At 66.7% G+C, this 26,424-nt stretch carries 23 protein-coding genes; 12 read left to right on the forward strand and 11 right to left on the reverse strand.

The window, feature by feature from the left end; all coding sequences use genetic code 11:
* Window positions 1-669 (forward strand): vitamin B12 dependent-methionine synthase activation domain-containing protein (locus RH91_RS23150; RefSeq protein WP_332306621.1); only part of this gene is annotated, 669 nt, incomplete at its 5' end.
* A gap of 55 nt (window positions 670-724) precedes the next feature.
* Here RH91_RS23150 and RH91_RS12565 read toward each other — a convergent pair.
* Complete coding sequence (locus tag RH91_RS12565) at window positions 725-1,936, reverse strand: cation:proton antiporter (protein ID WP_029623836.1); 1,212 nt, start codon at window positions 1,934-1,936, stop codon at window positions 725-727.
* A 176-nt stretch (window positions 1,937-2,112) separates the two neighbouring features.
* Between RH91_RS12565 and RH91_RS12570 the strand changes: the two genes are divergently transcribed.
* Window positions 2,113-3,045: a right-handed parallel beta-helix repeat-containing protein gene (locus RH91_RS12570; protein ID WP_010163132.1), complete on the forward strand. Its 933-nt coding sequence runs from the start codon at window positions 2,113-2,115 to the stop codon at window positions 3,043-3,045.
* A gap of 110 nt (window positions 3,046-3,155) precedes the next feature.
* Here RH91_RS12570 and RH91_RS12575 read toward each other — a convergent pair whose 3' ends face one another.
* A complete protein-coding gene (locus tag RH91_RS12575; protein ID WP_010163133.1) occupies window positions 3,156-4,796 on the reverse strand; it encodes an alkaline phosphatase family protein in 1,641 nt (546 codons plus the stop codon).
* Between the two features lie 96 nt (window positions 4,797-4,892).
* Between RH91_RS12575 and RH91_RS12580 the strand changes: the two genes are divergently transcribed.
* The 5 genes from RH91_RS12580 (at window position 4,893) to RH91_RS12600 (ending at window position 11,138) form a co-directional block, all read left to right on the forward strand.
* On the forward strand, window positions 4,893-6,947 hold the full coding sequence (locus RH91_RS12580; RefSeq protein WP_029623837.1) for a protein-disulfide reductase DsbD family protein: 2,055 nt from the start codon (window positions 4,893-4,895) through the stop codon (window positions 6,945-6,947).
* Entirely contained in the window at window positions 6,944-7,792 is an 849-nt protein-coding gene (bla, locus tag RH91_RS12585; RefSeq protein ID WP_010163136.1) for a subclass B3 metallo-beta-lactamase, read from the forward strand. Before RH91_RS12580 ends, bla begins: the two co-directional genes overlap by 4 nt.
* Window positions 7,793-7,873: 81 nt before the next feature.
* The gene (locus RH91_RS12590) at window positions 7,874-9,394 is read left to right on the forward strand and encodes a circularly permuted type 2 ATP-grasp protein (RefSeq protein ID WP_051116688.1); all 1,521 of its coding nucleotides are present in this window, start codon (window positions 7,874-7,876) and stop codon (window positions 9,392-9,394) included.
* Window positions 9,394-10,329 carry an alpha-E domain-containing protein gene (locus tag RH91_RS12595; protein ID WP_010163138.1) on the forward strand — a complete coding sequence of 312 codons (936 nt, stop codon included), beginning with the start codon at window positions 9,394-9,396 and terminating at the stop codon, window positions 10,327-10,329. Before RH91_RS12590 ends, RH91_RS12595 begins: the two co-directional genes overlap by 1 nt.
* Entirely contained in the window at window positions 10,329-11,138 is an 810-nt protein-coding gene (locus tag RH91_RS12600) for a transglutaminase family protein (protein ID WP_010163139.1), read from the forward strand. The genes RH91_RS12595 and RH91_RS12600 overlap by 1 nt, the downstream gene beginning before the upstream one ends.
* A 36-nt stretch (window positions 11,139-11,174) precedes the next feature.
* On the opposite strand, the gene RH91_RS12605 is transcribed toward RH91_RS12600, so the two are convergent.
* Both RH91_RS12605 and RH91_RS12610 read right to left on the reverse strand, forming a co-directional pair.
* The gene (locus tag RH91_RS12605; protein WP_010163140.1) at window positions 11,175-11,978 is read right to left on the reverse strand and encodes an arginyltransferase; all 804 of its coding nucleotides are present in this window, start codon (window positions 11,976-11,978) and stop codon (window positions 11,175-11,177) included.
* 184 nt (window positions 11,979-12,162) lie between these two features.
* Window positions 12,163-13,410, reverse strand: a complete 1,248-nt coding sequence (locus tag RH91_RS12610) for a threonine ammonia-lyase (RefSeq protein ID WP_010163141.1) — start codon at window positions 13,408-13,410, stop codon at window positions 12,163-12,165.
* A gap of 154 nt (window positions 13,411-13,564) precedes the next feature.
* Here RH91_RS12610 and RH91_RS12615 point away from each other — a divergent pair, with 154 nt between their 5' ends.
* On the forward strand, window positions 13,565-15,241 hold the full coding sequence (locus RH91_RS12615; protein WP_010163143.1) for an amidohydrolase: 1,677 nt from the start codon (window positions 13,565-13,567) through the stop codon (window positions 15,239-15,241).
* Window positions 15,242-15,401: 160 nt separating this feature from the next.
* On the opposite strand, the gene RH91_RS12620 is transcribed toward RH91_RS12615, so the two are convergent.
* The 4 genes from RH91_RS12620 to RH91_RS12635 all read right to left on the reverse strand — a co-directional run bounded on the left by RH91_RS12620 (window position 15,402) and on the right by RH91_RS12635 (window position 20,234).
* Complete coding sequence (locus RH91_RS12620; protein ID WP_010163144.1) at window positions 15,402-16,073, reverse strand: hypothetical protein; 672 nt, start codon at window positions 16,071-16,073, stop codon at window positions 15,402-15,404.
* The gene (locus tag RH91_RS12625) at window positions 16,073-18,247 is read right to left on the reverse strand and encodes an alkaline phosphatase family protein (RefSeq protein ID WP_029623838.1); all 2,175 of its coding nucleotides are present in this window, start codon (window positions 18,245-18,247) and stop codon (window positions 16,073-16,075) included. The genes RH91_RS12620 and RH91_RS12625 overlap by 1 nt, the downstream gene beginning before the upstream one ends.
* Before the next feature lie 234 nt (window positions 18,248-18,481).
* Window positions 18,482-19,186: a response regulator transcription factor CtrA gene (ctrA, locus tag RH91_RS12630; protein WP_010163146.1), complete on the reverse strand. Its 705-nt coding sequence runs from the start codon at window positions 19,184-19,186 to the stop codon at window positions 18,482-18,484.
* Window positions 19,187-19,331: 145 nt separating this feature from the next.
* Entirely contained in the window at window positions 19,332-20,234 is a 903-nt protein-coding gene (locus RH91_RS12635) for a LysR family transcriptional regulator (RefSeq protein ID WP_010163147.1), read from the reverse strand.
* Window positions 20,235-20,370: 136 nt separating this feature from the next.
* On the opposite strand from RH91_RS12635, the gene RH91_RS12640 reads away from it, so the two are divergent.
* Window positions 20,371-21,069: a pirin family protein gene (locus tag RH91_RS12640; protein WP_010163148.1), complete on the forward strand. Its 699-nt coding sequence runs from the start codon at window positions 20,371-20,373 to the stop codon at window positions 21,067-21,069.
* Between the two features lie 40 nt (window positions 21,070-21,109).
* Window positions 21,110-21,712 carry an NAD(P)H:quinone oxidoreductase gene (wrbA, locus tag RH91_RS12645; RefSeq protein WP_010163150.1) on the forward strand — a complete coding sequence of 201 codons (603 nt, stop codon included), beginning with the start codon at window positions 21,110-21,112 and terminating at the stop codon, window positions 21,710-21,712.
* A 49-nt stretch (window positions 21,713-21,761) separates the two neighbouring features.
* Here the strand turns inward: wrbA and RH91_RS12650 are convergent, their stop codons facing one another.
* On the reverse strand, window positions 21,762-22,538 hold the full coding sequence (locus RH91_RS12650) for a M15 family metallopeptidase (RefSeq protein ID WP_010163151.1): 777 nt from the start codon (window positions 22,536-22,538) through the stop codon (window positions 21,762-21,764).
* Window positions 22,539-22,617: 79 nt separating this feature from the next.
* On the opposite strand from RH91_RS12650, the gene RH91_RS12655 reads away from it, so the two are divergent.
* Together RH91_RS12655 and arfB are read left to right on the forward strand one after the other, a co-directional pair.
* Window positions 22,618-23,310: an RluA family pseudouridine synthase gene (locus tag RH91_RS12655; RefSeq protein WP_010163152.1), complete on the forward strand. Its 693-nt coding sequence runs from the start codon at window positions 22,618-22,620 to the stop codon at window positions 23,308-23,310.
* Window positions 23,303-23,707: an alternative ribosome rescue aminoacyl-tRNA hydrolase ArfB gene (gene arfB / locus RH91_RS12660; RefSeq protein WP_010163153.1), complete on the forward strand. Its 405-nt coding sequence runs from the start codon at window positions 23,303-23,305 to the stop codon at window positions 23,705-23,707. Before RH91_RS12655 ends, arfB begins: the two co-directional genes overlap by 8 nt.
* Window positions 23,708-23,867: 160 nt before the next feature.
* Here arfB and RH91_RS12665 read toward each other — a convergent pair whose 3' ends face one another.
* Both RH91_RS12665 and RH91_RS12670 read right to left on the reverse strand, forming a co-directional pair.
* A complete protein-coding gene (locus tag RH91_RS12665; protein ID WP_010163154.1) occupies window positions 23,868-24,425 on the reverse strand; it encodes an ankyrin repeat domain-containing protein in 558 nt (185 codons plus the stop codon).
* A 70-nt stretch (window positions 24,426-24,495) separates the two neighbouring features.
* Entirely contained in the window at window positions 24,496-26,193 is a 1,698-nt protein-coding gene (locus RH91_RS12670) for a catalase (protein WP_010163155.1), read from the reverse strand.
* Between the last annotated feature and the right edge of the window lie 231 nt (window positions 26,194-26,424).

Below are 26,424 nucleotides of genomic sequence, written 5' to 3' on the forward strand. Positions count from 1 at the left end.
GTGCCTGCTTCCGACGGCTCGGCTGCTGGACTGCCCCACCCCAACCCCTCCCCTGAAGGGGAGGGGCTAGAGGAAGTCCGCATGCCGTTCCTCCGCCAGCAGATCGCGAAGCGCGAGGGGCGCGCGAACATGTGCCTGACCGACTTCATCGACCCGGCAGGCGACTGGATCGGCGGGTTCGCGGTCACCACCGGGCATGGGATCGACGCGCATCTCAAGCGGTTCAAGGCGGATAACGACGATTATTCGGACATCTTGCTGAAAGCGCTCGCCGACCGTCTTGCCGAGGCGTTCGCCGAGCGGCTCCACCAGCATGTCCGCACGACGCTGTGGGGCTATGCCGAGGGCGAGCAACTCACCAACGAGGCGTTGATCCGCGAGCAATATCGCGGCATCCGCCCCGCACCTGGCTATCCCGCGTGCCCCGATCACAGCGAGAAACCGATGTTGTTCGAGCTGCTCGATGCGACCGCGGCTACGGGGATTACGCTGACCGACAGTTTCGCGATGCTGCCGACCGCGGCGGTGTCGGGCTTCTACTTCGGGCACCCGCAGGCGGAATATTTCGGCGTGGCGCGGGTGGGTCCGGACCAGTTGCACGACTATGCGACGCGGCGCGGGGTCGATCTGGCGACCGCCACGCGCTGGTTGCGGCCGAACCTGGACTAAGGCACCCGCGCCACCCCTCCCGTCATTCCCGCCTTCGCGGGAATGACGGGAGGGGTCAGGCGTCCACCCGCCCCGATGCGCGCCCCAGAGCCCGCAACCGGGGCGTCACCATCGGGATCGTCAGCATCGTCGAGCCGATCGCCATCAGCAGCAGCGCGGTGAACGCGTCGTTGGTGATGATCTTCTTGTCCAACAGGATGTTGACGAAGATGATCATGATCAGCGCCTTGGTCTGCAACAGCCAGCCGATCACACCCGCTTCGCCCTTGCCCCATCTCAGCAGCCGACCGGCGATCTGAACCCCGAGCAGCTTGCCGCCGACCGACGCCACCAGCAGCAGCGCCGCCGCCGCGAACACAGCGCCGCCGCCGACCTGGAACTGCGTGCGAAGCCCGGTCGACAGGAAGAACACCGGCATGATCGCGATCAGCACGAAGTGGCGGAACTGGTCCATCCGCGCGCGGTCGAACAATTTTCCATCGAGCACCGCCCCCGACAGGAACGCGCCGACCATGAAGTGCAGCCCCGCCCAGTCCGCCGCGAACCCGCACAGCGCGAGCCAGATCAGGCTGACATACCAGCGGTCGGTTTCCGCGATCGCCGCCATCAGTCGGCGTACGGCCCAGGTCGCGACCGCGAAGCCGACGAGAAACGCCGCCTGCCGCCCGACCCGCTCCCAGTCGAGCAGGATCAGCGCAAGGACGCCCCAGATCGCGATGTCGTCGAGACTGGCGTAGCGTAGCGTCCGCTGCCCGAGGGGCGCGCGCAGGATGTCGAGCTTTTCGAGGAACAGCACGAGGATCGGCAGCGCCGTCACCGCGCACGCCATCCCGATCCCGAGCACGACCTGCCACCGTGCTCCCGAAGGACCGGCCCAACCGGGATAGCGCAGCATCAGCAGCGCCGCCGCGCTTCCCGCGATCAGCGGCGTGAACAGCGCGAAGCCAGCGGTAACGCTGGTCTCGCCGCGGCGGCGCCAGGCCTCGCCGAGATCGAGTTCGATCCCGGCGATCCAGACGAACAGCATGACCGCCCACCACGCGATGCCGTTGAGCGACCCGATCGTCGCGGGCGTAAAGACCAGCGCATAATAGCCCGGGAACAGCGCACCGAGCACGCCTGGCCCAAGCAGGATGCCGCCGATGATCTGAACGACGACGAGGGGTGCCCAGTAATCGGTCCGTGCAAACCGCCACAACAGGTAGGGCGCACTGAAGATCAACAGCATCGCGAGGAGAAAGACCTCGGTCGGCGACATGGCGTGCATCAAATCCCCCCGTGCAGACCGCGTTTCCCCCCGGTCTTGCGGCTCGTCTACTTGGGCAGGCGCGGTTGGGCAACAAGGGGTTGGAGTGTCCTGACACGGGACGGTAAGACGTTAACCGTCTTTGCGGCTTCCGCACGGGGCCTACGCAGGGCAGGCGTGTCGGGAGGAGTCGATCGATGCACCGCCTTTTACCGCTTGTCGTTCTTGCGCTTGTCGCGCCGGCTGCCGCCGCTCCTACGCGGCCCCCGTTCACGATCGCGGAGACGGGGCAGGGGTTCGATACGATCGATGCCGCGGTCCAATCGGTGCGGATGGGGACCGCGACGATCCTGATCGCACCGGGCATCTATCATCAATGCACGGTGCAGGCGGGCGGGGTGATCACCTTCAAGGCGGTGACGCCGGGCAGTGTGACTTTCGAAGGCACCACTTGCGAGGGCAAGGCGGCGTTCGTGCTGCGCGGGCAGGGTTCGACCGTCGACGGGATCGTCTTTCGCGGGATGCGCGTGGCGGACGGCAATGGTGCGGGGATCCGCACCGAGATCGGCGACCTGACCGTCCGCAATGCGATGTTCCTCGACAGCCAGGAGGGGATTCTCGGCGGGCATCCATCCGCACAGAAGATCGTGATCGACCATTCGACCTTCGCCGGGCTCGGCCAGTGCGACCAGTCGACCGATTGCGCGCATGCGATCTATCTGGCGAACCAGGGGAGCGTGACGATCACCGCGTCGCGGTTCGAGCGGGGGACCGGCGGGCATTACGTCAAATTGCGCGTGCCCAATGTGACGATCACCGACAACAGCTTCGATGACACGCGGGGCAACAAGACCAACTACATGATCGACCTGCCCGAAGGCGCGACCGGACTGATCGCGCGCAACACCTTCGTCCAGGGGCGCGCGAAGGAGAATTGGACCGGCTTCATCGTGGTCGGTGCCGAGGCGAAGACCTATCCGTCGGCGGGGCTTCGGATCGCGGCGAACGATGCGCGGCTCGCACCGGGCGAGACTCGAAGCCCCGCGTTCGTCGCGGATTACAGTCGGGCGCCACTCGCAATCGGGACGAACCGGCTGGGCGCGGGGGTGCGCGGGTTCGAGACGCGCTGACGGGGGAGGAGCAGAGCGCGGCGATTGCCGCCCTGATCCTGCCCGGGATGACGTCATCCTACGCCAGGGATTCCGTCACCCCGGCACCCGGGCTGGGGTCACGACCGCCGTTACTTGCAGGGCACCCCGCCCCGGGATAGATCGAGGCACTTGCCATCCATCTTCGGTGCCGCGATCGGGAGGCCGATTTGGTGCGCGAGCGTCGGGGCGATGTCGACCGTTTCGATGCTGCCGGTGTGCTCGAACCCGGTCATCCCCTTGCGCCAGAACAGGATCGGCACGCGGCGGTCGTAATCATACGGGCTTCCGTGCGTCGCGACATAGCCCTTGGTCGGATCGGGGATCGGCGTCACGCGCGGCCTGAGGAAGATGATCAGCTCGCCCGAACGCCCGGTCTTGTACGAGGCGCGGGCGCGCTGGAGCATCGTCCATGTCTCGGGCGGTCCCTTCGGCGTCGGCGTGGCGAGGATCTGCGCCTGGGTGAACACCTCGGCGACCTGCGCATTCGCCTTGTAATAAGCGACCGCCGCTGCCTGCACCGCCTTGCGCTGCGCAGCCGTCAGGTCGCGCGCGAGATAGACGTCGCCATTGGGGATGTCGCCGAACAGCACCGGCGTGGCGATGCCGAGCTTTGCCGCAATCTCCTTCCCCGCGACGGCTGGCGCGAGCGCGACCTTGGCGCGCTGCGCGTCGGGGAGGCCGGCATCGACCTCGCGCTCGGGAATATCGTTGCCGCCATGATCCGCGGTCAGCACCAACTCATAATCGACCCCGGTCGAATCGAGCACGGCGAAGAACGACCCGAGCGTCGCATCGAGCTGCTGGAGCTGGATGCACATCTCGGCGCCTTCGGTCCCATTGGTGTGGCCGATGTAATCGGTCGCCGACGCACCGACGTCGATGATGTCGGTGGTGCTGCCCATGCCGAGCTTCATGTCCTGCACCAGCCCTGCGGCAAGCGCGACGATCGCGCCGTCGAACGCGGGCGAGGCGCGGAAGGCAGCAGGGCTGCCCGCATCGCGCGCGAAATGCCCCGCGCCGACGGTCTTGCCCGCCCCGATCTGGATTGCGCGGTCGTGCGACTGGCAGACGGCGGGAACCTCGAGCGCGGCTTGCGGCGCGGCGATCCGTTGCGCGATCGCGGCGTTGGCGCGCGCGACGACCGGGGGCGTGGCGCGACCGGCATAGCTGACCATCGCCTTGCCGTTCCACCACCAGAGCTCGTCGACGGTATGGCCGCCCATCATTACCGCGGCGCGATCCTTGCCCGCGACCGAGACGACGCGCACCTTCGGGTTGGCCGCCTTCATCCGCTCGCCGAGCGTGGGGACGAGCAGATGCTTGTCGCTGACGGTATAATTGGCGGAGGTGCTGCCGGGAACGGTCTCGTCCTCCGCGCAATAGACCTGCTTGTCGGCGCGCGCGACGCCGAGGTCGGTCCAGGTGTTCGCGATGATGCCGGTGTGTTCGGGGCGGAAGCCGGTCAGGATCGTCGAGTGGCCGGGGCACGTCTCGGTCGCGGCGTGGCTCTGGTAGCCGCTCGGGAACACCGCGCCCTTCTGCAGTCGCGCAAGGCCGCCGGTGAACGACGCGCGATATTCCGCGAACAGGTCGGCGGAGAACTGGTCGACCGAAATGACGACGATCAGCTTCGGCGGCGCGGTCGGGGTGGTCGCTGCAGAGGCCGGGGCCTGTTGCGCGGCGACCGGCGTGGTGACCATCGCGGCGGGCAGGGACAGGGCGATCGCCATGGCGGACGCGTAACGTTTCACACGAATTCTCCGAATTGGACGGCAGCCCGTCTTCACCGCTATGGCCCGTGGGTTGGGGCTCGACAAGGACGTGCGATGCGCTGGTTTCATGACGTAGTGGTTACGGTTCTCGCGCTACTGTCGTTGGGCGGTGTCGCGCAAGCGCAAGGCACCAATCCTGCTGCCACCAAGGCGCACCTCGCGATTTCATTGGTTGCGGTAACCAGTGCCCCCGCTGCCGGAAGCAGCGTCACGGTCGCGCTGGCGAGCGTTCCGGCTCCCGGCTGGCACGGGTATTGGCAGAACCCGGGGGATGCGGGCTTCCCGGCGAAGCTCGACTGGACCCTGCCCAAGGGCGTTACCGCGAGCGCGCCCGCTTACCCCGTACCCGGACGGCTGATCGTCGCGGACCTGATGAATTACGTGTTCGAAAAGCCGTACGCACCGCTGGTTACGCTTAAGATTCGGGCTGGGCTGGCGGTCGGGACCGCGTTGCCGGTGCGGCTCAAGACCAATTATCTCGTCTGCTCCGCCGAAGTGTGTGTTCCTGAATCCGCCGAGCTCGCGATCGACCTCGTGGTCGGCGATGGCGCGATCACGCCCGAGGCGCGCGCGCGGTTCGACGCGTGGCGGCGCGCGGTGCCCAAGCCGCTCGATGCGCGCGGAACGTTTCAGGCGACAGGCGGCAAGATCCGGATCGCGGTGCCCTATCCTGCGGGCGCGACGCTTGGGCAGGCCTATTTCTATCCCGTCACGACCGGGCTGATCGATTACGCCGCGCCGCAATCGGTCACGCAGGATCGCGACCGCCTCGTGATCGAGACCAAGGCTTCCGCCAACGGGGCGTCGACCGGCGCGCTCGAGGGCGTTCTCCAGATCGGCGCGCAACAGGGGCTGGTCGTGACCGCAGCACCCGGCCTGGTCGCCGCGTCCGCCGCCTTATCGAATCCAGTCAGCGGCGGCGTCCTCAGCGCGACGCTGATCGCCTTTGCCGGCGCGATGTTGGGTGGCCTGATTCTCAACATCATGCCGTGCGTCTTCCCGATCCTCAGCCTCAAGGCGTTGAGCCTCGCACGCGGGCATCTCGACGAACGCGCCGCGCGGCAGGAGGCGCTGGCCTATGCCGCTGGAGTGATTGCAGTGTGCGTTGCGCTGGGCGGGATCATCCTCGGGTTGCGCGCGGGCGGGACGGCGGTCGGCTGGGCGTTCCAGTTGCAGGATTCGCGCGCGATCGTCGTGCTGTTGCTGCTGACCGTGGCGCTCGCGCTCAATCTCAGCGGCCTGTTCGAATTTCCGACGCCTGCCTTCGTCAACCGCAGCGGCGGCGCGAGCGGCGCGTTCGCGACCGGCGCGCTCGCGGCGTTCATAGCGACGCCGTGTACCGGGCCGTTCATGGGGGCGGCGCTGGGGGCGGCGCTGGTGCTGCCGTGGCCCGCCGCGCTGGCGGTGTTCGCGGGGCTCGGGTTGGGGCTGGCGTTGCCGTTTCTCGCGCTAGGGTTCGTCCCCGCGTTGCGGCGGCGGCTGCCCAAGCCGGGGCTGTGGATGGAGACGTTCCGCCGGATCCTCGCGATCCCGATGTGGCTGACCGCGATCGCGCTTGCCTGGGTGCTCGGGCATGAGGCGGGGGTCAACGGCATGGCGATCGGTCTGCTCGTCGCGTTCGTGCTCGCGGTGTTGTTGTGGGTCGGCGGCGTCCGGCAGGCGAAGGGGCTGGCGATCGGCCCGGTCGTCACGGTGTTGCTGCTGGCCACCGTCATCGCGAGCGCGCTGCTGATCGCCGGGCGGCGTCCCGACAGCGTCGCGGCGGTCGCAACGGTGCCGGGCGGGGCGGAGCCGTTCAGCGAGGCACGGCTCGCGACATTGCATAAGGCGGGGCGGCCGGTGTTCGTCTATTTCACCGCGGACTGGTGCCTGACGTGCAAGGTCAACGAGAAGGCCGCGATCGAAACCGACGCGACGCGCAAGGCGTTCGCCGACCACAAGGTCGCGGTGCTGATCGGGGACTGGACCAATGGCGATCCGGTGATGGGGCGGTTCATCGAGGCACATAACCGCGCGGGCGTGCCCTTGTACCTCTATTACGCGCCCGGCTCTGCCGAACCGCGTGTCTTGCCGCAGGTGCTGACCTCTGCGATGCTCGCCGGGCTATGAAACGCTGGGTTTCCTGTGCGCTCGCTGCGCTTGTGTTCGCCACGCCGGTGATGGCGGAGAACCCGCCGGAATGGTCGCAGCCGATCCGACCGTTCAAGGTGGCAGGGCCGACATGGTACGTCGGAACGCGCGGGCTTGCGGCTTATGCGGTCGTCACGCACGACGGCACGATCCTCGTCGGCGGGCCGATGGAGGATGCGGCGGGACAAGTGAAGCGCAACCTCCGCGCGATCGGCGTGCAGCCGCATCAGGTAAAGTGGATCCTCAACTCGCACGCGCATTTCGACCATGCCGCGGCGTTCGCCGATCTGCGGCAGTGGAGCGGGGCGAAGCTGGCAGCGTCGGCGGGGGACGCGAATGCACTGCGTCGGGGGCGGCACGCAGCCGACAACGACAACGGTTTCACGCGCTTCCCCGCCGTTCCGGTCGACCGCATCGTCCGCGATGGGGAGCGGGTGCGGGTGGGTGCCGTCGCGATCACCGCGGTGCTGACACCGGGGCATACCGCGGGCTGCACGACGTGGACGCTGCCGATCGTCGACGCCGGTCGATCGCTGCAGGTGGTGTTTCCGTGCAGCATTACCGTCGCCGGGAATCATCTCCTCGCCAACCGCGGCTATCCCGGGATCGCCGCCGATTACCGGCGCAGTTTCGCGCGGCTCGGCGCGATGCGGGCGGATATCGTGCTGCCGATGCACCCGGAACTCGCCGACGTGCTTGGGCGCGCGGCACGCCGCGATGGTGGCGCGACGCAGGCGTTCGTCGACCCGACGCTGCTACCGCGGATCGTCGCGGAAGCGCGTGTCGACTATGCCACGGCATTGAATACGCAACGCAAGCATTGAGTTTCGCGCGAAAGCCCCTTGTGCAGCGCAACAATCCACCGCAGCATGGAACCGACCCGTAGTTGGAGGCTTTATCGTTCGATGGGGATGGGGCACGCGTTCGACGAGATCATGGGACAGGGCGGAAGCACGATTCCGCGCTCCGAGCTGGCTGCGCTCGGTGACTGGATCGAGGAGACGCCCTCGCACGAACTCCGGCGGCGGCAGCAATCCGCCGAGGCCACCTTCCGCCAGCTCGGCATTACCTTCGCCGTGTACGGCGAGAGCGACGCGAGCGAGCGGATCATCCCGTTCGATATCGTGCCGCGCATCTTCCTGGCGGACGAGTGGTCGCGGTTGTCCGAAGGGCTCGTCCAGCGGGTCGAGGCGATCAACGCCTTCCTCCATGACATCTACGGCGAGCGCCGTATTCTTGCGGAAGGGATCCTTCCTGCCGACCTGATTCTGGGCAATCCACAGTTCCGGCCCGAAATCGCCGGGATTCGTCCGCCGCATGACATCTGGGCGCATATCTGCGGGATCGATCTGGTGCGGACCGGGCCGGACGATTTCTTCGTGCTCGAGGACAATGCGCGCACGCCCTCTGGGGTGAGCTACATGCTCGAGAACCGCGAGGCGATGCTGCGGCTGTGCCCCGAGCTGTTCCGCTCGTTCCGGGTCGCGGCGGTCGATTCCTATCCGGACAAGCTGCTCGAAACGATGAAGTCGGTCGCGCCGATCGGCGTGGCGGCTCCGGTGTGCGTCGTGCTGACCCCCGGCCATTATAACTCCGCCTATTACGAGCACAGTTTCCTCGCGGATTCGATGGGGGTGGAACTGGTCGAGGCGGCCGACCTCGTGGTCGATGACGACATCGTGTGGATGCGGACGATCGCGGGGCTGGTGAAGGTCGACGTGATCTATCGCCGAATCGACGACGATTATCTCGACCCGCTCGTCTTCCGCCCGGATTCGATGCTCGGCGTTCCGGGGCTGATCGCGGCCTATGCGGCGGGCAATGTCGCGCTGCTCAATGCGCCGGGGAACGGCATCGCGGATGACAAGGCGATCTATTCGTACATGCCCGAGATCGTCCGTTTCTATTCGGGCGGTGAACCTAAGCTGCCGAACGTCGAGACGTGGCGCTGCCGCGAACCGCAGGCGCTCAAATACGTGCTCGACAACCTCGAGCATGTCGTCGTCAAGCTGGTCGACGGCTCCGGTGGGTATGGCATGCTGGTCGGACCGACCGCGACCAAGGCGGAGATCGAGACCTTCCGGGCTGCCCTGATCGCCGAGCCGCATCGCTACATCGCGCAACCGACGCTTGCGCTGTCGACCGTCCCGACGCTCGCCGAGGCTGGCCTCGCGCCGCGCCACGTCGATTTCCGCCCGTTCGTGCTGACCGGGTCGAAGGGCGTGCAGGTCGTCCCCGGCGGGCTGACGCGGGTCGCGCTCAAGGAGGGGTCGCTCGTCGTCAACTCGTCACAGGGCGGCGGGACGAAGGACAGTTTCGTGCTGATGGACAATGGCGCGCAGCCGGATGGCGCGGCGCTTCAGAGCCAGTCCCAGTCTCAGTCCTCGTTTCAGTCGCGGACGCAAGCGCAAGAGCAGGTGCGCTGATGCTCAGCCGGACCGCTTCCTCGCTCTATTGGCTCGGTCGCTATGTCGAGCGCGCCGACTTCATCGCGCGCCTGGTCGAGGCGACCGTGCGGCTCGACGTCCTGTCGCCTCGCCCGGCGGGCGAGGCGGCATGGGCTTCGGCGCTCGCCGTCACCGAGACCGACGCCGCCTTCGCCAAGACCGGGCAGCCGATCACGCAAGCGAATGTCGCGCGCTTCCTGACGATCGATTCGTCGCATCCCGGGTCGATCGTCCGCGCGCTCGACATGGCGCGTAACAACGCCCGCGCGGTACGCACCGCGCTGACGCGCGAGGCGTGGACCGGGATCAACCGCGCCTGGCTGATCTTTGACAACCGCGCGAGCCCAGGCGGCGCGATGGCGACGCTCAACCTGGTCGAGGCGGTCAAGGCCGAGACGCGTGGGTTCGAGGGCGCGATTCACCGGATGCTGCGTAATCAGACGACGTGGTTCATCCGGCTGGGACAGGCGATCGAACGCGCGGACAACACCGCGCGGCTGCTCGACGTGAAATATCACATCCTGCTGCCCGAGGGCGAACGTGTCGGCGGCGTGGTCGATCGCGACCAGTGGACGACGATCCTCCAGACCGTGTCCGCGGTGACGGCATATCGCTGGCTTTATTCGGAGGGCTTGCGTCCGGCGAACGTGATCGACCTGCTGATCGCGCGGACCGAATTGCCGCGCAGCCTTGCGGCATCGGTCGAGGAAGCGGTCGACATCCTCAACCTGCTGGCGAAGCGCACCGGGCTCCACGGCGAGGCCGACCGGATGGCGCGCGCGCGGCAGACACGGGTCGCGCGGACCAAGTCGGGCGTGGTGATCGCGGGCGGGCTGCACCAGTATCTGCAGGGCTTCATCAGCGAAAACGCGCAACTGCACACCGCAGTCGGCCGCCAGTTCAAGTTCGGTTGATGCGCCTCTCGGTCGATCATCGCACGACGTATCGCTTCACGGCCCCGCAGGCGCGCCTGACCCAGATGCTTCGGCTGATCCCGGAGGACACGCACGACCAGTCGGTTACGGGATGGAACCTCCACGTCGATTGCGACGCGCGGATGCGGCACGGTCGCGACGGGTTCGGCAACCGCATCACGATGCTGTACGTCGCGGGGCCGATTTCGGAACTGGAGATCGCGGTTTCGGGCGAAGTGCTGACCAACCCGTCGAACGGCATCGTCCACGGCGCACACGAACCGTTGCCGCCGCTGCTGTTCCTCCGCACCACCCCGCTGACCACGCCCGATGCCGCCATCACCGCCTTCGCCGCGGATATCCGAGAAACCGATGCGGTTGCTCGGCTGCATGCGCTCAACATCGCGGTCAAGCGCCGCTTTGCGCTCGATCACGGACGGCCGATCGCGGGTCGGACCGCGATCGAGGCGTTTGCCGAGGGTTCGGTCAGTTCACGCGACATGGCGCAGGTGTTCATCGCCGCGGCGCGGTCGCTCGGGATCGCGGCGCGCTATGTTTCCGGGTACAGCCCGGTATGCCAGGGCAAGGAAGACGGGCGGCCCGCACCGCATGGCTGGGCCGAGGCGCATGTCGACCGGCTTGGTTGGGTTGCGTTCGATCCGTCGACCGGGCTGAGCGCGGACACCGCCTACGTCCGGGTCGCGGTCGCGCTCGATTCGGCGGGCGCAGCGCCGGTGGCTGGTTCGCGGATGGGGGAGGGCGAGGAGATCCTCGACGTCGATCTGCATGTCGGCGGGAACGGGCAGTAGCCTGAACATTCACGCAGTCTGGAATAGCCTCGTCTCTTACCGCGTCCCGACGAGCTGCTCCGCCACCACCGAGTACTTTTCCGCCGGCGGCGCGAAGGTGGCGTTCTCATCGACCAGCAGGCTCCATCCGGTGGGCCCGAGCGCCTCGATCGGACGGTAGCGGATCTTATACTGCATCCGCGGCGATCCCTTCACCCAATAGCCGAGATAGACATAGGGCAGTCCTACGGCGCGTGCGCGCAGGATGTGATCCAGGATGATGAGGTTGCCGAGCCCGGGTCGGGTCGCATGCTCGGTGTCGAAGAAGGAATAGATCATCGACAGCCCGTCCGCCTGCTGGTCGGTCAGGCACGCGCCGACCAGCCGCCCACGCTCGCCATGCAGCGAGGGTTCGCGATATTCGACGATGAAGCTGTTGACCGGCGAATGCTCGACCATGTCGGCATAATCGCCTTCGTCCATCTCCGCCATCCCGCCGCCGGGGTGGCGCGATCCGAGATAGCGGCTGAGCAACTGGAACTGTTCATCGGTTGCCCATGGGCGACACGCGGTCACCTCGAGATCGCGATTGCGGCGCAACTGCTTGCGCTGCGTGGCATTCGCCACGAAGTCCGCGGTCACGACTCGGACTGACACGCAGGCGGTGCATCCCGCACAACTCGGCCGATACGCCACCGACTGACTGCGCCGGAACCCGATCCGACCGAGCGCATCGTTGAGGTCGCCCGCCTGGTCGCCGCGCAATTCGGTGAATACCTTCCGCTCCTGCCGATCCGGGAGATACGGGCAGGGGGCCGGGCTGGTGACGAAGAACCGCGGGAAACGAAAGGGCGCAGTCACCGCATATTGTCCTTTGCCGCAGGAAGGCGTCGTGCGTGCGTTCGACCTGGCATAGCGTTATGAAAGGTCGTCGGCATGATGAAAAGCCAGTTTACCCATTTTCCCGATCAAGCACGACCGGACGGTAGCATGATCGTCTAGCCGTGACCGTTACCCGGATTTGGTTAACGAAACTGTTCCGATCTCAGGCGAGTTCCACCGTCGTCACGACATAGCCCGCAACCTGTAGCGCTGCGGTCAGCCGGTCGAGATGCGCGCGGTCGCGCGTTTCGCACTCGACGTCCAGGAACAGGCCCTTGGCGGGGAGCTTGGTGAAGATCCGCTGATGCGAGAGTTCGAGGATGTTGACGCGCTGCGCATCGAAGATCCGCGCCACGTTGAACAAGGCGCCGGGCTGGTCCTGCAGCCGGATCCGCAACCGCGCGAGCCGCCCCGATCGCGCCAGATCGCGCAGCAGCACGTTGGCAAGCAGGCGCGTATCGATGTTGCCGCCGCACAGCACCACGCCGACGGTGCGCCCGGCAAACCGTTCGGGGTGCTGCAGCAACGCCGCCAGCCCCGCCGCGCCCGCACCCTCGACCACGGTCTTCTCGATCTGGAGCAACAGGCTGACCGCCTGCTCTAGGCTGCGTTCGTTGACCAGCACGATATCGTCGACCAGCGCATGGACCATCTGCGCGGTGATCACTCCGGGTTCCTTGACCGCGATCCCCTCGGCGAGCGTATCGCCCGCGCACGGCATGTTGGTGCCGTTGACGCGGTTGTACATCGACGGGAACAGTTCCGCCTCGACGCCGACCACCTCGATCCGATGCCCGCCCGGCGCACGGCTGGCGGCTTCGGCAACGACCGCCATCCCGGAGATCAACCCGCCGCCGCCGATCGGGGTGAGGAACGTGTCGATCTGGGGCACGTCCTGCAGCATCTCGAGCGCGACGGTGCCCTGACCTGCGATGACGCGCGGGTCGTCGAACGGGTGGACGAAGGTCAGCCCGCATTCGGACTCGAGTTCGCGCGCATGCGCATAGGCGGCGTCGAACGTGTCGCCGTGGAGCACGACGGTCGCGCCATGACCTTCGGTCTGGGTGATCTTCACGATCGGGGTATTGGTCGGCATCACGATCGTCGCGGGGATGCCGAGCCGGTTGGCGTGATAAGCAAGCCCCTGCGCATGATTGCCTGCCGACGCCGCGATCACGCCACGCGTTTCCGGGGGCAATTGCAGCAGCGTGTTGAGCGCGCCGCGCTCCTTGTAGGCGGCGGTGAACTGGAGGTTTTCGAACTTCAGATACACGGTCGCGCCGGTGAGCTCGGAAAGCGTGCGGCTGATGAAAAAGGGCGTGCGGACGATCTTGTCCGAAATGCGGGCGTGCGCGGCCTCGACGTCGGCGAGGGTGACAGGGAGGGTTTCGGACTTCGCTTGCGTCGCCATCATTCACTTCCGTTCGCCCCGAGCCTGGGAGGGCAGCCAATTGCTTTCCCACGCCGCAGGATCGGACGGTGCTTCGACAGGCTCGGCACAGACGGGAGCATCCGTCGCCTAGACTATCTGGCGCGATGAAGAAACACGCCTTATCGCAAGGCCCATGCTCATCCCATCCCGCGCCCGTTTGATCGCGCCGCTGCTCGTCGGCGCCGCACTCTCTGCCCTCGCATTACCGTCGCTCGCCAGCGCCGATGCGCTGATCGACAACGTCAACGGGATCACACTGGACAAGGACGGCAAGGTCGTCCGCTTCACCGGCCTGGTGATGACGCCCGACGGCAAGGTGGTGAAGCTGCTGTCCGCGAGCGACAAGCGCCCGGTCAAGCTCGACTGGCGCGCGGACGAAAAAGGCAAGGTGCTGTTGCCCGGCTTCATCGACGCGCACGGCCATGTGATGGAACTGGGGTTCCGCGCGCTCGAGCTCGACCTGTCGACCACGACCTCGCTCGAGGATGCCAAGGCCCGGATCGCCGCCTATGCCGCCGCCAACCCGGATCGCAAATGGATCGTCGGGGGCGGGTGGAACCAGGAGGCGTGGAAGCTCGGGCGCTTCCCGACCGCGGCCGATCTCGACTCCGTGGTGAGCGACCGCCCGGTCTGGCTCCAGCGCGCCGACGGCCATGCCGGCTGGGCGAACAGTGCCGCGATGAAGGCGGCGGGGATCACGGCCAAGACAGCAGCGCCGGCGGGCGGCCGGATCGAGAAGACCGGCACCATCCCGAACGGTGTGTTCGTCGATTCCGCGCGCGAGCTGATCGCAAAGGCCGCGCCGCAGCCGCTCCCCAAGGAGCGCGACTTTGCGTTTCTGAAGGCACAGGAGATCCTGCTCAGCCACGGCATCACCGCGACCAGCGACATGGGCAGCTCGATGGACGACTGGCTGAGCTATCGTCGCGCGGGCGACGTCGGCGCGTTGCGGGTGCGGATCATGAGTTATGCGTTCGGGGTCGATACCGCGGTCAAGATCGGCGGCTCGGGTCCGACGCCGTGGCTTTACAATGACAAGCTGCGGATGGGCGGGGTCAAGCTGTACGCCGATGGCGCCTTGGGGTCGCGCGGCGCGTGGCTCAAGGCCCCCTATAGCGATGCGCCGGGCCAGTCGGGCGCGGGGTTCATGTCCGACGACGTGCTGCGCAACCTGATGAGCCGCGCCGCGGTCGACCATTATCAGGTCGCGGTCCATGCGATCGGCGACCGCGCCAATGCCGAGGTGCTCGGTGCGATCGACGATATGGTCGGCACGTACAAGGGCGACCGGCGCTGGCGGATCGAGCATGCGCAAATCGTCGATCCAGTTGACCTCCCGCGCTTCGGCAAGAACGGGATCGTCGCGTCGATGCAGCCGACGCACGAGACGAGCGACCGGACGATGGCGGAAGCGCGGCTCGGGACGGCGCGGCTTGCGGGAGCCTATGCCTGGGCCTCGATGCTCCGCAACGGCGCGACGCTCGCCTTCGGGTCGGACTATCCCGTCGAATCGCCTGATGCGTTTGCCGGTTGGGCGGCTGGGTTCACCCGGCAGGGGGCGGACGGGCAGCCCTATGGCGGCTGGCGTCCCGAGGAACGCGTGACGCGGGAGCAGGCGTGGTGGGCGTTCACGGGGGCTGCGGCCTATGCCGGGTTCGCGGAGGAGAAGTTCGGGCGGCTTGGCGTCGGGCAACGCGCGGACTTCATCATCGTCGACCGCGACCCGCTACTGGCGAGCCCGAGCGACCTGCGCGCGACCAAGGTGGAGCAGACGTGGGTCGGGGGCGAAAAGGTGTTTGTGCGGCCTTAGCTGCTTAGTCTCGCCCCTCCCCTTCAGGGGAGGGGGTGGGGGTGGGGGGTGCCTCGCAGAGGCGCAGGTTCTGTTGGACTGCCCCACCCCAACCCCTCCCCTGAAGGGGAGGGGCTAAAGCGCGGTCTGCCGTTGCGATCTGCGCCGCTTGCGTCCCGCGTCAATCCGCCTCGATATCGCGATTCGCATCGTTCCGGATAAACCCGCGATCATCCGCGACGAACGTCGCCGCCGGGATCGGCCGCTGGTCGATCGCGGTCACGCGCCAGATCGGCGGGCCGCTTGCAGGGGCCATCAGCAGCGGCAGTTTGGCCTGCTCGTCCCAGCAGACGTGCGTGGTGCGCGAACCCTCGATCAGGTCGTACCAGCGACACGGCCGGCCGATCCGCGGCATCCCCGCGGGAGCCTTGGCGGCGACCAGGCGGTACGCGCTCTTGGGATGGCGAAGACCGTGGCCGAGATCGTACCAGTCGGTGAAGGATCCGATCCGGTAGAGATTGGTGCGTTCGATCACCGTGCTGATCCGGCGCTTCAGGTCGAGCACCTTGAGCGTATAGCCGGCGTCCTTGCCCTTGCGTGTGGCGTAGGTGACGAGCGCGGCGTCGGTGACGCGTTTGATCGAGCGATCATGGTCGCGCCACAGTTCCATCCGGTGCACCGCGCCGTTCGAGGCGAACAGAACGTTATAGTGAAGGAACGCAGGCTCTCCCGCCGCGCTGAACGTCCGGTCGAACGACAACGTTCGGGGGGGCTCCGCCGCCAGCCCCGGCGCAGCGGCGAGGGCGAGCAGCGGCAACAGGACACGCAATCCGGTGGTCGGCAGGTTCGGCATTACTGGCGGACCGCCTTGGCGTAATCGAAGTAGCGATAGGTCTTGCCGTCGATCGTCAGGTCCTTGACCTGCAGCGTGATCGAATAGGTCCCCTGCGTCAGCGCGGTATTCTTGCGGGCCCCGGTCGGATCGAGCGCGGTCTCGAAGGACAGGCCGGTCGCTGGCGCGGTCGGGGAGACTGCCGAGGCCGCCACGGTCGGGGTCGAGCCGCTTGCCGGAGTTGCCAGTGCCTCGTTGATGATCCGCCCGTCCGCCTGCGGCATCGCGAGGCGGAGGAGATACGCGACGGTCGGCGCGACGTCGACGTTGCCGGTCGGGGTGGTGACGGTCGCGCCCTTGCGGAACGACGGCCCCGCCGCGATCAGCGTGTTGTGAACGTCGACCGGGCTGAAGCTGCCGTGCATCCCGCGCTGGCCCCCGGTGCTCTCGAACTCGATCCCGGCCTTGCCCTGCACGACCGCCTGGTCGTCCCAGTTGAACGAGACGACGACATCGGGCTGGCCGTTGCCGCCACGCGTCGCGTTCTCGAGGTTGACCTGGCTCATCTGCAGCGTGCCCGGGATCGACCCGTAGCGGCTGTCGACGAACACCGCGCCATATTCCTCGCGCTGCTGGAGGAAGGTGACGAGGTTGCGGATCGTCGTCAGGTCGTGGCTCGGCACGTAGAAGTAATCCGATCCGCCGTTTGCGGCGACGACGATGCCGTTGGTCGGCAGGCTGCCGGGGGCGGGGACGCGGAAGCTTCCGGTCGCGCTGATTGACTGGTATTTCGCGTTTGCCGTGCCGCAGACCGAGCCGCTGGTATCGAGCCGGACCGGGACGGTCGGCGTGCCGGTCGCCGAGATGCCGTACATCGCACTGACCGAGCAACCGCTGCCGTCAAACGCCTTGAAGCCGCGATAGGTCAGCAGATCGGCCGAACGGACGTCGCCCGAGAAGGAATAACCCGACGGGTTGATTCCGCCGAAGCTCGCCGCGCTGGTGCCGCTGGTCGAGCCGTTGACGGTCGGGCCATTGGGCGTGGTCGCGGACGGGGTGATCGCGCGGAGCGGGTAGAGGTTGAGCGGTCCCGATACGCTCGAATGCGCATGGTCGGAGACGACGACGACGTTGGTGGTCGTGTCGAGCCCCTGCGCCTTGAGCGCCGCCATCAGTTCGCCCAGCCGTGCATCCTGCGACTTCAGTCCGGCGCGCGCGTTGCTCGAGCCCGGGCCATAGCCATGCTCGACATTGTCCGGCGTGCGGAACCAGATGACCGACAGCATCGGCTTCTTCTGCGGCAGGATGTACGAGGTGAAGACATTGAGCATGTATTTGTTGGCCGCGTCCTCGGGCGCGCCCTGGGTCGTGTCGCTCGAATCGCGTGCGGGGATCGTGATCGCGCCATTGGGATCGTAAGCGTTGGTATCGAAGGTCACATAGCCGGCGCGCGCGGTCGGCGTGCCGTTCGTCCCGGCGAGCGTCACCGCGTCGGTGCCCGAGTAATTGTTCACGACATTGGTCGGCAGCGCGATGTTGGCTGCCTGCAATTCGGTGACGAGACTGCGCGGCTGCACGGTGTTCTCGTCGAGGAAGATGCCACCCTTGCCGAGATCCTGAATATAGGCGGCCCCCGACTTGCCGATCGCGGCGGTGGTAAGCCCGGCGGCCTGCGCGGTCGCGAACAGGCTCTTCACCAGCAGAAGCTGGCCGCCGTAATAGTCATTGAGCGTGTTGAGGACCTGGTAATCCTCGGTGAAGACCGGGTCGGTGTAGCTTTGCGTTGCCCCGGCTGCGGTCTTGCCGGCCGGGATCGTGTTGCCGGTGCCCTGCGGCGGGGTCCAGAAAGTGTTGCCGTAGAAGCCCGACGTCTTCGGGAACGACCCGGTCGCGAAGGACGAGCCGTTCATCATCGTGAAGGTCGGGTAGGTCGAATGGTTGTCCTGGAAGTTCACGCCGCTCTGCTGAAGCGCATACAGGTTGGGGGTGTCGGTTGCGTTGACGTCATCGGGGCGCAGGCCGTCCCATACCATCACGATCGTCCGGGTGGCGGTTGCGACCGGGGTCGGGGTAGGCGTTGGCGACGGGGTCGGGGTGGGCGTGGGGGCCGCTGCGGAGCCACCGCCGCCACCGCTGCAGGCCGACAGGATGAGACTGGTCGCGCACAGTGCAGCGACGGCCGAATGCATCTTCATAAAGGAGCCCCACGAGTGACGGGTCGTGCCCTGGCAGCGACCGTATGACAGTGCAGTTAGATGGCAAAAATGACCAAGACGTGACGTATGGTAAACGAAGTGTAACGTAAATACTTGTTTTCGTGTCACTTAAAGCGCGGCGTCAGGGCTGGCGTCGGACGCACGACAAGGCCAGGCCCGCAGCAATTGCTGCGGCCTCGGCGTTATCCTGATCGTGAAACGGCGTCGCGGGTGTCAGGCGACTTCGGCGGATTCCAGCATTTCGTCGGGTTCGCGCAGCACATAGCCACGGCCCCATACGGTCTCGATGTAATTCTCGCCCTCACAGGCCATGCTGAGCTTCTTGCGAAGCTTGCAGATGAACACGTCGATGATCTTGAGTTCGGGCTCGTCCATCCCGCCGTACAGATGGTTGAGGAACATTTCCTTGGTCAGTGTCGTGCCCTTGCGCAAGCTGAGCAGCTCGAGCATCGCATATTCCTTGCCGGTCAGGTGGACGCGCGACCCATCGACTTCGACCGTCTTCGCGTCGAGGTTGACCGCGAGCTTGCCGGTGCGGATGACCGACTGGCTGTGCCCCTTCGAACGGCGGACGACCGCGTGGATGCGTGCGGTGAGTTCCTCGCGGTGGAACGGCTTGGTGACATAATCGTCAGCGCCGAACCCGAACGAGCGGACCTTCGAGTCCATTTCGTTGATGCCGGAGAGGATCAGCACCGGCGTCTGCACGCGCGCGACGCGAAGCCGCTTGAGCACGTCGTAGCCGTGCATGTCAGGCAAATTGAGGTCGAGCAGGATGATGTCGTAATCGTACAACTTGCCGAGATCGAGGCCTTCCTCGCCCAGGTCGGTCGTGTAGACGTTGAAGCCTTCGGCCGTCAGCATGAGCTCGATCGCCTTTGCGGTCGTCGGCTCGTCTTCGATCAGCAGCACACGCATCTTGCTGTTCCCCGTTTCAAGGCGTCGGTACCTCCTGTGGCCCGACCGACCTTCGCAGTAACTATTAACCTCAACACAAATGAAGGCAAAAGGTTAATTTGCGATTAATCCGGGATTAAGATGAGTCAATTTGAGTCGTACGCGGTTACGCATGCACGCAAATCGACTTGAGTCGGTCGGTCAGGAAGGCGATCAGCCCCTCGACGCGCGCGGGACGCAGGGTTCCCGGGGGCGTCATCAGGTGGAGTGCGCCGGTGTGCGGCGCCCAGTCCGCCAGGATGATCTCGATTCGTCCGGCGCGCAGGTCTTCGGCGACGATGAACTCGGGAAGCATTGCAATCCCGAGGCCGCGACGCAGCGCGGGCAGCATCGCCTCGCCGCTGTTGGTGGCGAGCGGTCCGTTGAGCCGGACCGAAACCTCGGTCCCGTCCGGCCCGACGAAGCGCCACGGTGACGTCACGTTGGTATAGGCAAAGCAGCGATGCTCCCCCAGCTGCCCGGGATGCGTGGGGCGACCGCGCAACGCGAGATAGGCAGGGGCGGCAACGACATGCATCCGCATGTCCGCAAGCTTGCGCGAGCGCAGCGAGCTGTCGGGAAGCGTCGCGATTCGCAAGGCGATGTCGAACCCTTCGGCGACGATGTCGACTCGCGCATCGGACAGATGCAGGTCGATCTCGATTCCCGGGTTCAGCACGAGGAAGTCCGCGATGACCGGCGCGATCGCGAGCAGCCCGAGCGACATCGGTGCGGCGACCCGGACCAGCCCGGTCGGCGCGCTGGCCGCATTGAGCGCGGCTTCCTCCGCCGCGTTCGCCTCGGCGAGGATCCGCCCGGCATGTTCCGCCAGCGCCTTGCCGTTCTCGGTCAGCGTCAGGCGGCGCGACGTGCGGTGGAACAGCGATTGTCCGAGATGGGCCTCCAGCCGCGTGACCGCCTTGGAAACCGTCGCCTTGGAGACGCCGATTGCTTCCGCCGCGCCGCTGAACGAGCGATATTCGACCACGCTGGCAAAGATCGCCCAGGCTTCGAGGTCGGGGAGGCGCATGGCGAAAGCTCCGGTCGGTACGGTCGCGTAATCCTTAGCTTCGGAAACGATCGGTTTCCAGTGTTTCCATTTACGATCTGATCTGATCGCCTATCTTGGTGGCAACGGAACAGGGCGTTCCTTCAGGAGATCCACGATGATCGAGAAACGATCCTTTGAAAGCCTCGGCCACGCCAACCACGGCTGGCTCAACGCACGCCACCATTTTTCCTTCGCCAATTACTACGAGCCCGCCCGCATGGGCTGGGGCGCGATCCGCGTATGGAACGACGATGAGATCGCCGCCAACAGCGGTTTCCCGCCGCATCCGCACCGTGACATGGAGATCATCACCTATGTCCGAAAAGGCGCGATCACGCACAAGGACTCGCTCGGTAACGAGGGACGGACCGGCGCCGGCGACGTGCAGGTGATGAGCGCGGGCACCGGGGTCCGGCATGCCGAATACAACCTCGAGTCCGAGCAGACGACGATCTTCCAGATCTGGATCGAGCCGAGCCGCACCGGCGGATCGCCATCGTGGGGCGCCAAGCCGTTTCCCAAGGACGACCGTTCGGGCCAGTTCGTGACGCTCGCCAGCGGCTTTGCCGAGGACAAGGATGCCTTGCCGATCCGCGCCGAAGCCCGTGTCCTCGCGGCGATGGTGCGCGCAGGCGAGACGATCACGCATGAAGTCCTGCCCGGGCGGCATGCCTATCTCGTCCCAGCAACCGGGATGATCGAAATCGCGGGCGAGACGTTCAAGGCGCGTGACGGTGCGGCGATCGATGGCGGGCAGACCGTGACGATCACCGCGCTCGAGGACGCCGAACTGGTTCTCGTCGACTCGCAATAAGCCCTTTTTCCTCCCCGTATTCATCAAGAAGGAAGTTCCCATGGCCAAGGTTCTGGTACTCTATTATTCGTCCTACGGTCACATCGAGCAGATGGCGGACGCGGTCGCCGAAGGCGCGCGTTCGGGTGGTGCCGAGGTCGACATCCGTCGCGTCGCCGAAACCGCGCCGCAGGACGTCGTCGAGGCTGCGCACTTCAAGACCGATACCAAGCATCCGTTGATCGAAGGCCCCGACGCGCTCGCCAAGTACGACGCGATCATCGTCGGTGCACCGACCCGCTATGGCCGGATGCCCGCGCAGATGGCGTCGTTCTGGGATACCACCGGCGGCCTGTGGTTCGGCGGCAAGCTGATCGGCAAGGTCGGCGGCGCGTTCACCTCGACCGCGAGCCAGCATGGCGGGCAGGAGACGACGCTGTTCTCGATCATCACCAACCTGCTCCACCACGGCATGACGATCGTCGGTCTGGATTATGGCTTCAAGGCGCAGATGGGCGTCGACAAGGTCCTCGGCGGCACGCCGTACGGCGCGACGACGATCGCGGACGGCGACGGCAGCCGCCAGCCGGCGCAGGAGGAGCTCGACGGCGCACGCTATCAGGGCAAGCGCATCGCCGAGACGGCAGCGAAGCTGTTCGGCTAAGGCTTTCGGGGGGCGGTTCGCCGTCCCCCGGACGTATCGTACCGATACTCTAGCGACGGCGCGCCCGCACTCCGGTTACGTCGGGTAGCTTTGCACGAACCGTCACGATCCGCCCCGCCGGCATTGCGACCGCCGCCGCATTCGCGCCCAGCACATCGCGCGCTGCGGGAAGCGCAGGATACATGTTCCGCGCGCGCGCGAACAACAGCCGCGCGACTGCCGCGCCGGGCTCCTCGACCCGTGTTCCAACCCAGCGCCAGTGCCACGGCTCCCACGTCACGCCCTGTCGGTTTGCCGCCGGGAACGACAGTTCGAACCCGAATTCGGGACCATGCGCCATCAGCCATTGCCCGGCGGGGGTGGAAGCAAAGCAATAATCTACGTCCGGACAACCGCGCGTCGGGCGGACGCCGAAGTCGATCGCATAGCCGGTTGCATGCTCGCTATACCCAGGCGGCGCGACCGAGCGCGCCCTGTCCGACGGATCGACGCAGGTGGTGCGGTGGCGCTCGCGACAAAACACCGATTCCTGATGCGCGACGCCGCGATAGCACGACACCGCGCGCAGGCTGGTGCCGACGCCCGGTGAATCCGCGGCCGCGACCAGCAAGCGGGCAAGGTCGGCAGCGGCATCCCGGTTGATGCGACAAGTCGCGCCGATCGAGAAGCCGGGCGGGGCAGGGACGAGATCGAGCGCGGCAATGTCGCCATAGGGCAGATGCCCGAACAGCCGGCCGTCGGCGCTCGGCATCGGGAGCGGCTGGAGCGGCGCTGCCGCCGCGACGCCCGGAAGCAGGACTATGATGGCGAGAATCGTCGACTTCAAACCCTGCAAACCACGTCTTCTCGCTGTCGTCGACGCGGCGCCTCTGGCATGCGCGGGCTTGCGGTGGCAAGAGGCGCCCATGCTGGCAAACCATGTTCTCTTCCTCGATGGCGAGGCGCTCGTCATCGACAAGCCCGCCGGGCTCCCGGTCGACCGTCCGCGCGACGGCTCGCTGAGCCTTGAAAACCACCTCGACGGGCTGACCTTTGGGTTCAAGCGCTGGCCGGTGCCGGTCCACCGGCTCGACCGCGATACGTCGGGATGCCTGTTGCTGTCGCGCAACCCCAAGGCGCACGCCCGGTTGCAGCAGGCGTTTGAGCAGGGGCTGGTGCGCAAGCGCTATCTCGCGGTGCTCGAGGGCGTGGTCGAGGGAGACAGCGGCATGATCGATCTCGCGCTCGCCAAGGTGAGCACCGTCGAGGACGGCTGGCGGATGATCGGCAGCCCCGAGGGTAAGGCGTCGCGGACGCACTGGCGCGTGCTCGCGGTCAAGGATGGTCGCAGCTTCGTCGAATTCATCCCCGAAACCGGGCGGACCCATCAGATCCGCGTCCACGCGCTCGAAGGGCTGGGGGCGGCGGTAGTCGGCGATCCGGTCTATGGCGCGGGCGGGGGCGAGACGCTGCTCCACGCCGCCGAACTGACGATCCCGCGCGCGGGCAAGGAGCCGATCGTGGCGAAGGCACCGCTGCCTGCGCGGTTCCTTGCTGCGGGGTTCAGCGAGAGCGAGGCGGTGGCGGCCGTCGCACCCGAAACGCCGTCCGATGGCTAGGACCGACCTGCCCGAGGATGCAATCGAGGAGCGGTTTCTCGCCGCCTCGGGGCCGGGCGGGCAGAACGTCAACAAGGTCGCGACCGCGGTCCAGCTGCGAGTCGACGTCTTCAAGCTCGGGCTCGAACCCTGGGCGTATCAGCAGCTCAAGACCGTTGCCGGCAGCCGGATGACCGCGGGCGGGACGCTCGTCGTCACCGCACGGCGGTTTCGCACGCAGGAAGCGAACCGGGTCGATGCGCGCGAACGGATCGTCGAGCTGCTCGAACGCGCACACGAACGGCAGGCGCGGCGAGTGAAGACCAAGCCGAGCAAGGCGGCGAAGGCACGCCGGGTCGATTCGAAGAAGGGCCGCGCGGTGGTGAAGGCGGGGCGGGGGCGAGTGAGCGTGGACTGACGACCGCCGTCCGCGGTCAATTCCGTTCTGGTGTAGTGCCTTACCCCGTTCGGGCTGAGCGAAGTCGAAGCCCTGGTTTCGCCACAGGCCCTGGTCTGTTGTGCGAGCGGCCCTTCGACTTCGCTCAGGGCGAACGGGTAGGGGTTGGGCCCCTATCCCCTCATCGCGCGACTCGTTTCGCCATCGCCGCATTGCCCTGGTCCGCCGCCACCGACGCCGCCGAGCGACCCGACTGGTCGGTGATCGTGCGATCCGCGCCGGCCGCGATCAGCATCTCCACCTGCTTGGTGCGGTTGAACAGCGACGCCATCATCAACGCGGTCTGCCCTGCGCCGTTGCGCGCGTTGACGTTGCACCCCGCCTTGAGTAACCGCGCCGCGACCGCGTCGTCGCCCTTGAACGCGACACCCATCTGCGCGGTGTTGCCCTGGTCGCGATCGGCGCGGCACGGGTCTGCGCCCTGCGCGATCAGCGTTTCGACCGTCGCGAGCTGGCCATTGTACGCCGCGAGGATCAGCGGGGTGAAGCCGCGGTCGTCGTAGCCATTGGCGTTCGCGCCCGCCTTGATCAGCGGCGCGATCAGGTCGGTCCGGCCGAGCCGGGCCGCCTCGAACAGCAATTGCTGCCGCCGCTCGGGCGAGGGCAGGGACGGGGCCGGGGCAGGCGTAGCCGCCGCCTGTGCCGCGGCAGCGGCGAGAAGCATCGCAATCAGGGTCATGTCGGTCTTTTCGATTGAGGCGGGTGCGTACCGGCGACAGCCCGGTCAGGGGCTGTCGCCGGTCGGTCACTCAGCGTGCGGGCTTCGCTGGATTGGCGGCCCGATAGTCGCTGACCGCGCGGCTCACGTCCGCCATCGGGACGTGGACCGCGGTCGCGAGCTGCGTGCCGAAGTCCTTGTCCGCCTGGTAGAAGTAACTGACCATCACCGTCTTGGTTCGCGCCGAGGTGACGACGTTGAGGTCGCCCGCCAGGTTGGCGATCAGGTCCGCCTTGTCCTGCGGCTTCAGCGCCCGGTAGAAGTCGCCGGTCTGCGCGAAGTTGCTGGTCTTTGAGATGGCCTTGGCATCGACCATTGCATTGACCTGATACGGTGCCGCGCGGAACTGTGCGTCGGTGGTCTTGGGCTCGGTCGCCGACGGATAGTAATTGACGTCCGAGGTCCGCTGCGACGCATTCAGCGTCCCGTCCTGATTGTTGTTCGCGACCGGCGCGAGCGGACGATTGACCGGCAATTGCAGCGCGTTGGCCCCAAGGCGATAGCGCTGCGTATCGGCGTAGGAGAACAGGCGACCCTGCAGCATCCGGTCCGGCGACGCCTCGATCCCGGGCACCAGGTTCGACGGCGCGAACGCGGACTGCTCGGTGTACTCGAAGAAATTGTCCGGCACCTTGTTGAGCGTCATCTCGCCGATCTTGCGGAACGGCACGCCGAGCCACTCCTTGGTGTCGTCGAACGGGTTATAGTCGAGCTTGGCGAAGTCGGCGGGCTTCATCGTCTGAACCATCAGGTCCCAGACGGGGAAGTTGCCCTTGGCGATCTCGCCGTACAGGTCGTCGGTAAGATAGTTGAACCCGGCGGTGGCGGCCTGCGCACCGTTGAGGTTGCGGACGCCCTGACGGCTGATCCAGCGGAACTTGGCGAAGATCACCTCACCCTTGGCGTTGACCAGCTTGAACGCGTGGACGCCGTTGCCGTCCATCGTGCGGTACGACGCGGGCGTGCCGAGGTTTGAATAGACGTGCGCGAGCATGTTGGTCGCCTCGGGCGTCGCCGAGAAGAAGTCGAACAGGCGGTTGGGATCCTGCTTGTTCGTCACCGGCGAGGGCTTGAGCGAGTGGATCATGTCCGGGAACTGGATCGCGTCGCGGATGAAGAAGATCGGCAGGTTGTTGCCGACGAGGTCCCAGTTGCCCTGGTCGGTGTAGAACTTGGTCGCGAAGCCACGCGGATCGCGCAGGCCCTCGGGGCTGCCCGAGGGATGGATCACGGTCGAGAAACCGACGAACACCGGAGTCTGCTTGCCTGCGGTGAACAGCGAGGCACTGGTGATCCCCGCCATGTCCGCGGTCGCGGTGAAGACGCCTTGCGCGCCGGTGCCGCGCGCGTGGACGACACGCTCGGGGATCCGCTCGCGGTCGAACCGCGCGAGCTTCTCGATCAGCGTGGTATCCTCGATCAGCACCGGGCCGAGGTCGCCCGCCGCCTTGCTGTGGCGGTTCTCGCCGATCGGTGCGCCGTTGTCGCGCGTCATCTGGACGGGCGCGGTGGTGCGCGCGCCGCGCTTGGCATCGACCGTTCCATTAACGCCGGCCTGTGCGGCAGCCGGCTTGTCAGCGCCGGTCGGGGCGGCGGCGGTGGTCATGCGGGTCTCGACCTGCGTGTCGGCGGGCGACAGCGTCTGTGCCGCGAGCGGCGCGGCGATCGCGCCCGTCGAGGCGGCGGCAGCGAGAAGCGCGCCAAGGCGATGGCGTGGAGTAGCGTTCATCAAAATCGGATTCCTTGTTGGCAACATCGGCGCGTCGCATCGAAACTGGCGACGAACCGCGCGGCGCCGTCCCCTGCGGGACGCGGGGGTAAATCCGAAACGGAACTTCTCGATCACAGCAAGTGTACGGGCCGATCACGGTCGCTGCGGGTGGCGCGATCGCGCAAGCGATACCAATTGGAGGCGTGCCGCTCTACAGGCCCCTCCATTCCCTGCGATGATCCCGGAGAC

Origin of the sequence: Sphingomonas sp. PAMC 26617 (assembly GCF_000242835.1) — a bacterium.
GTDB lineage: Bacteria > Pseudomonadota > Alphaproteobacteria > Sphingomonadales > Sphingomonadaceae > Sphingomonas.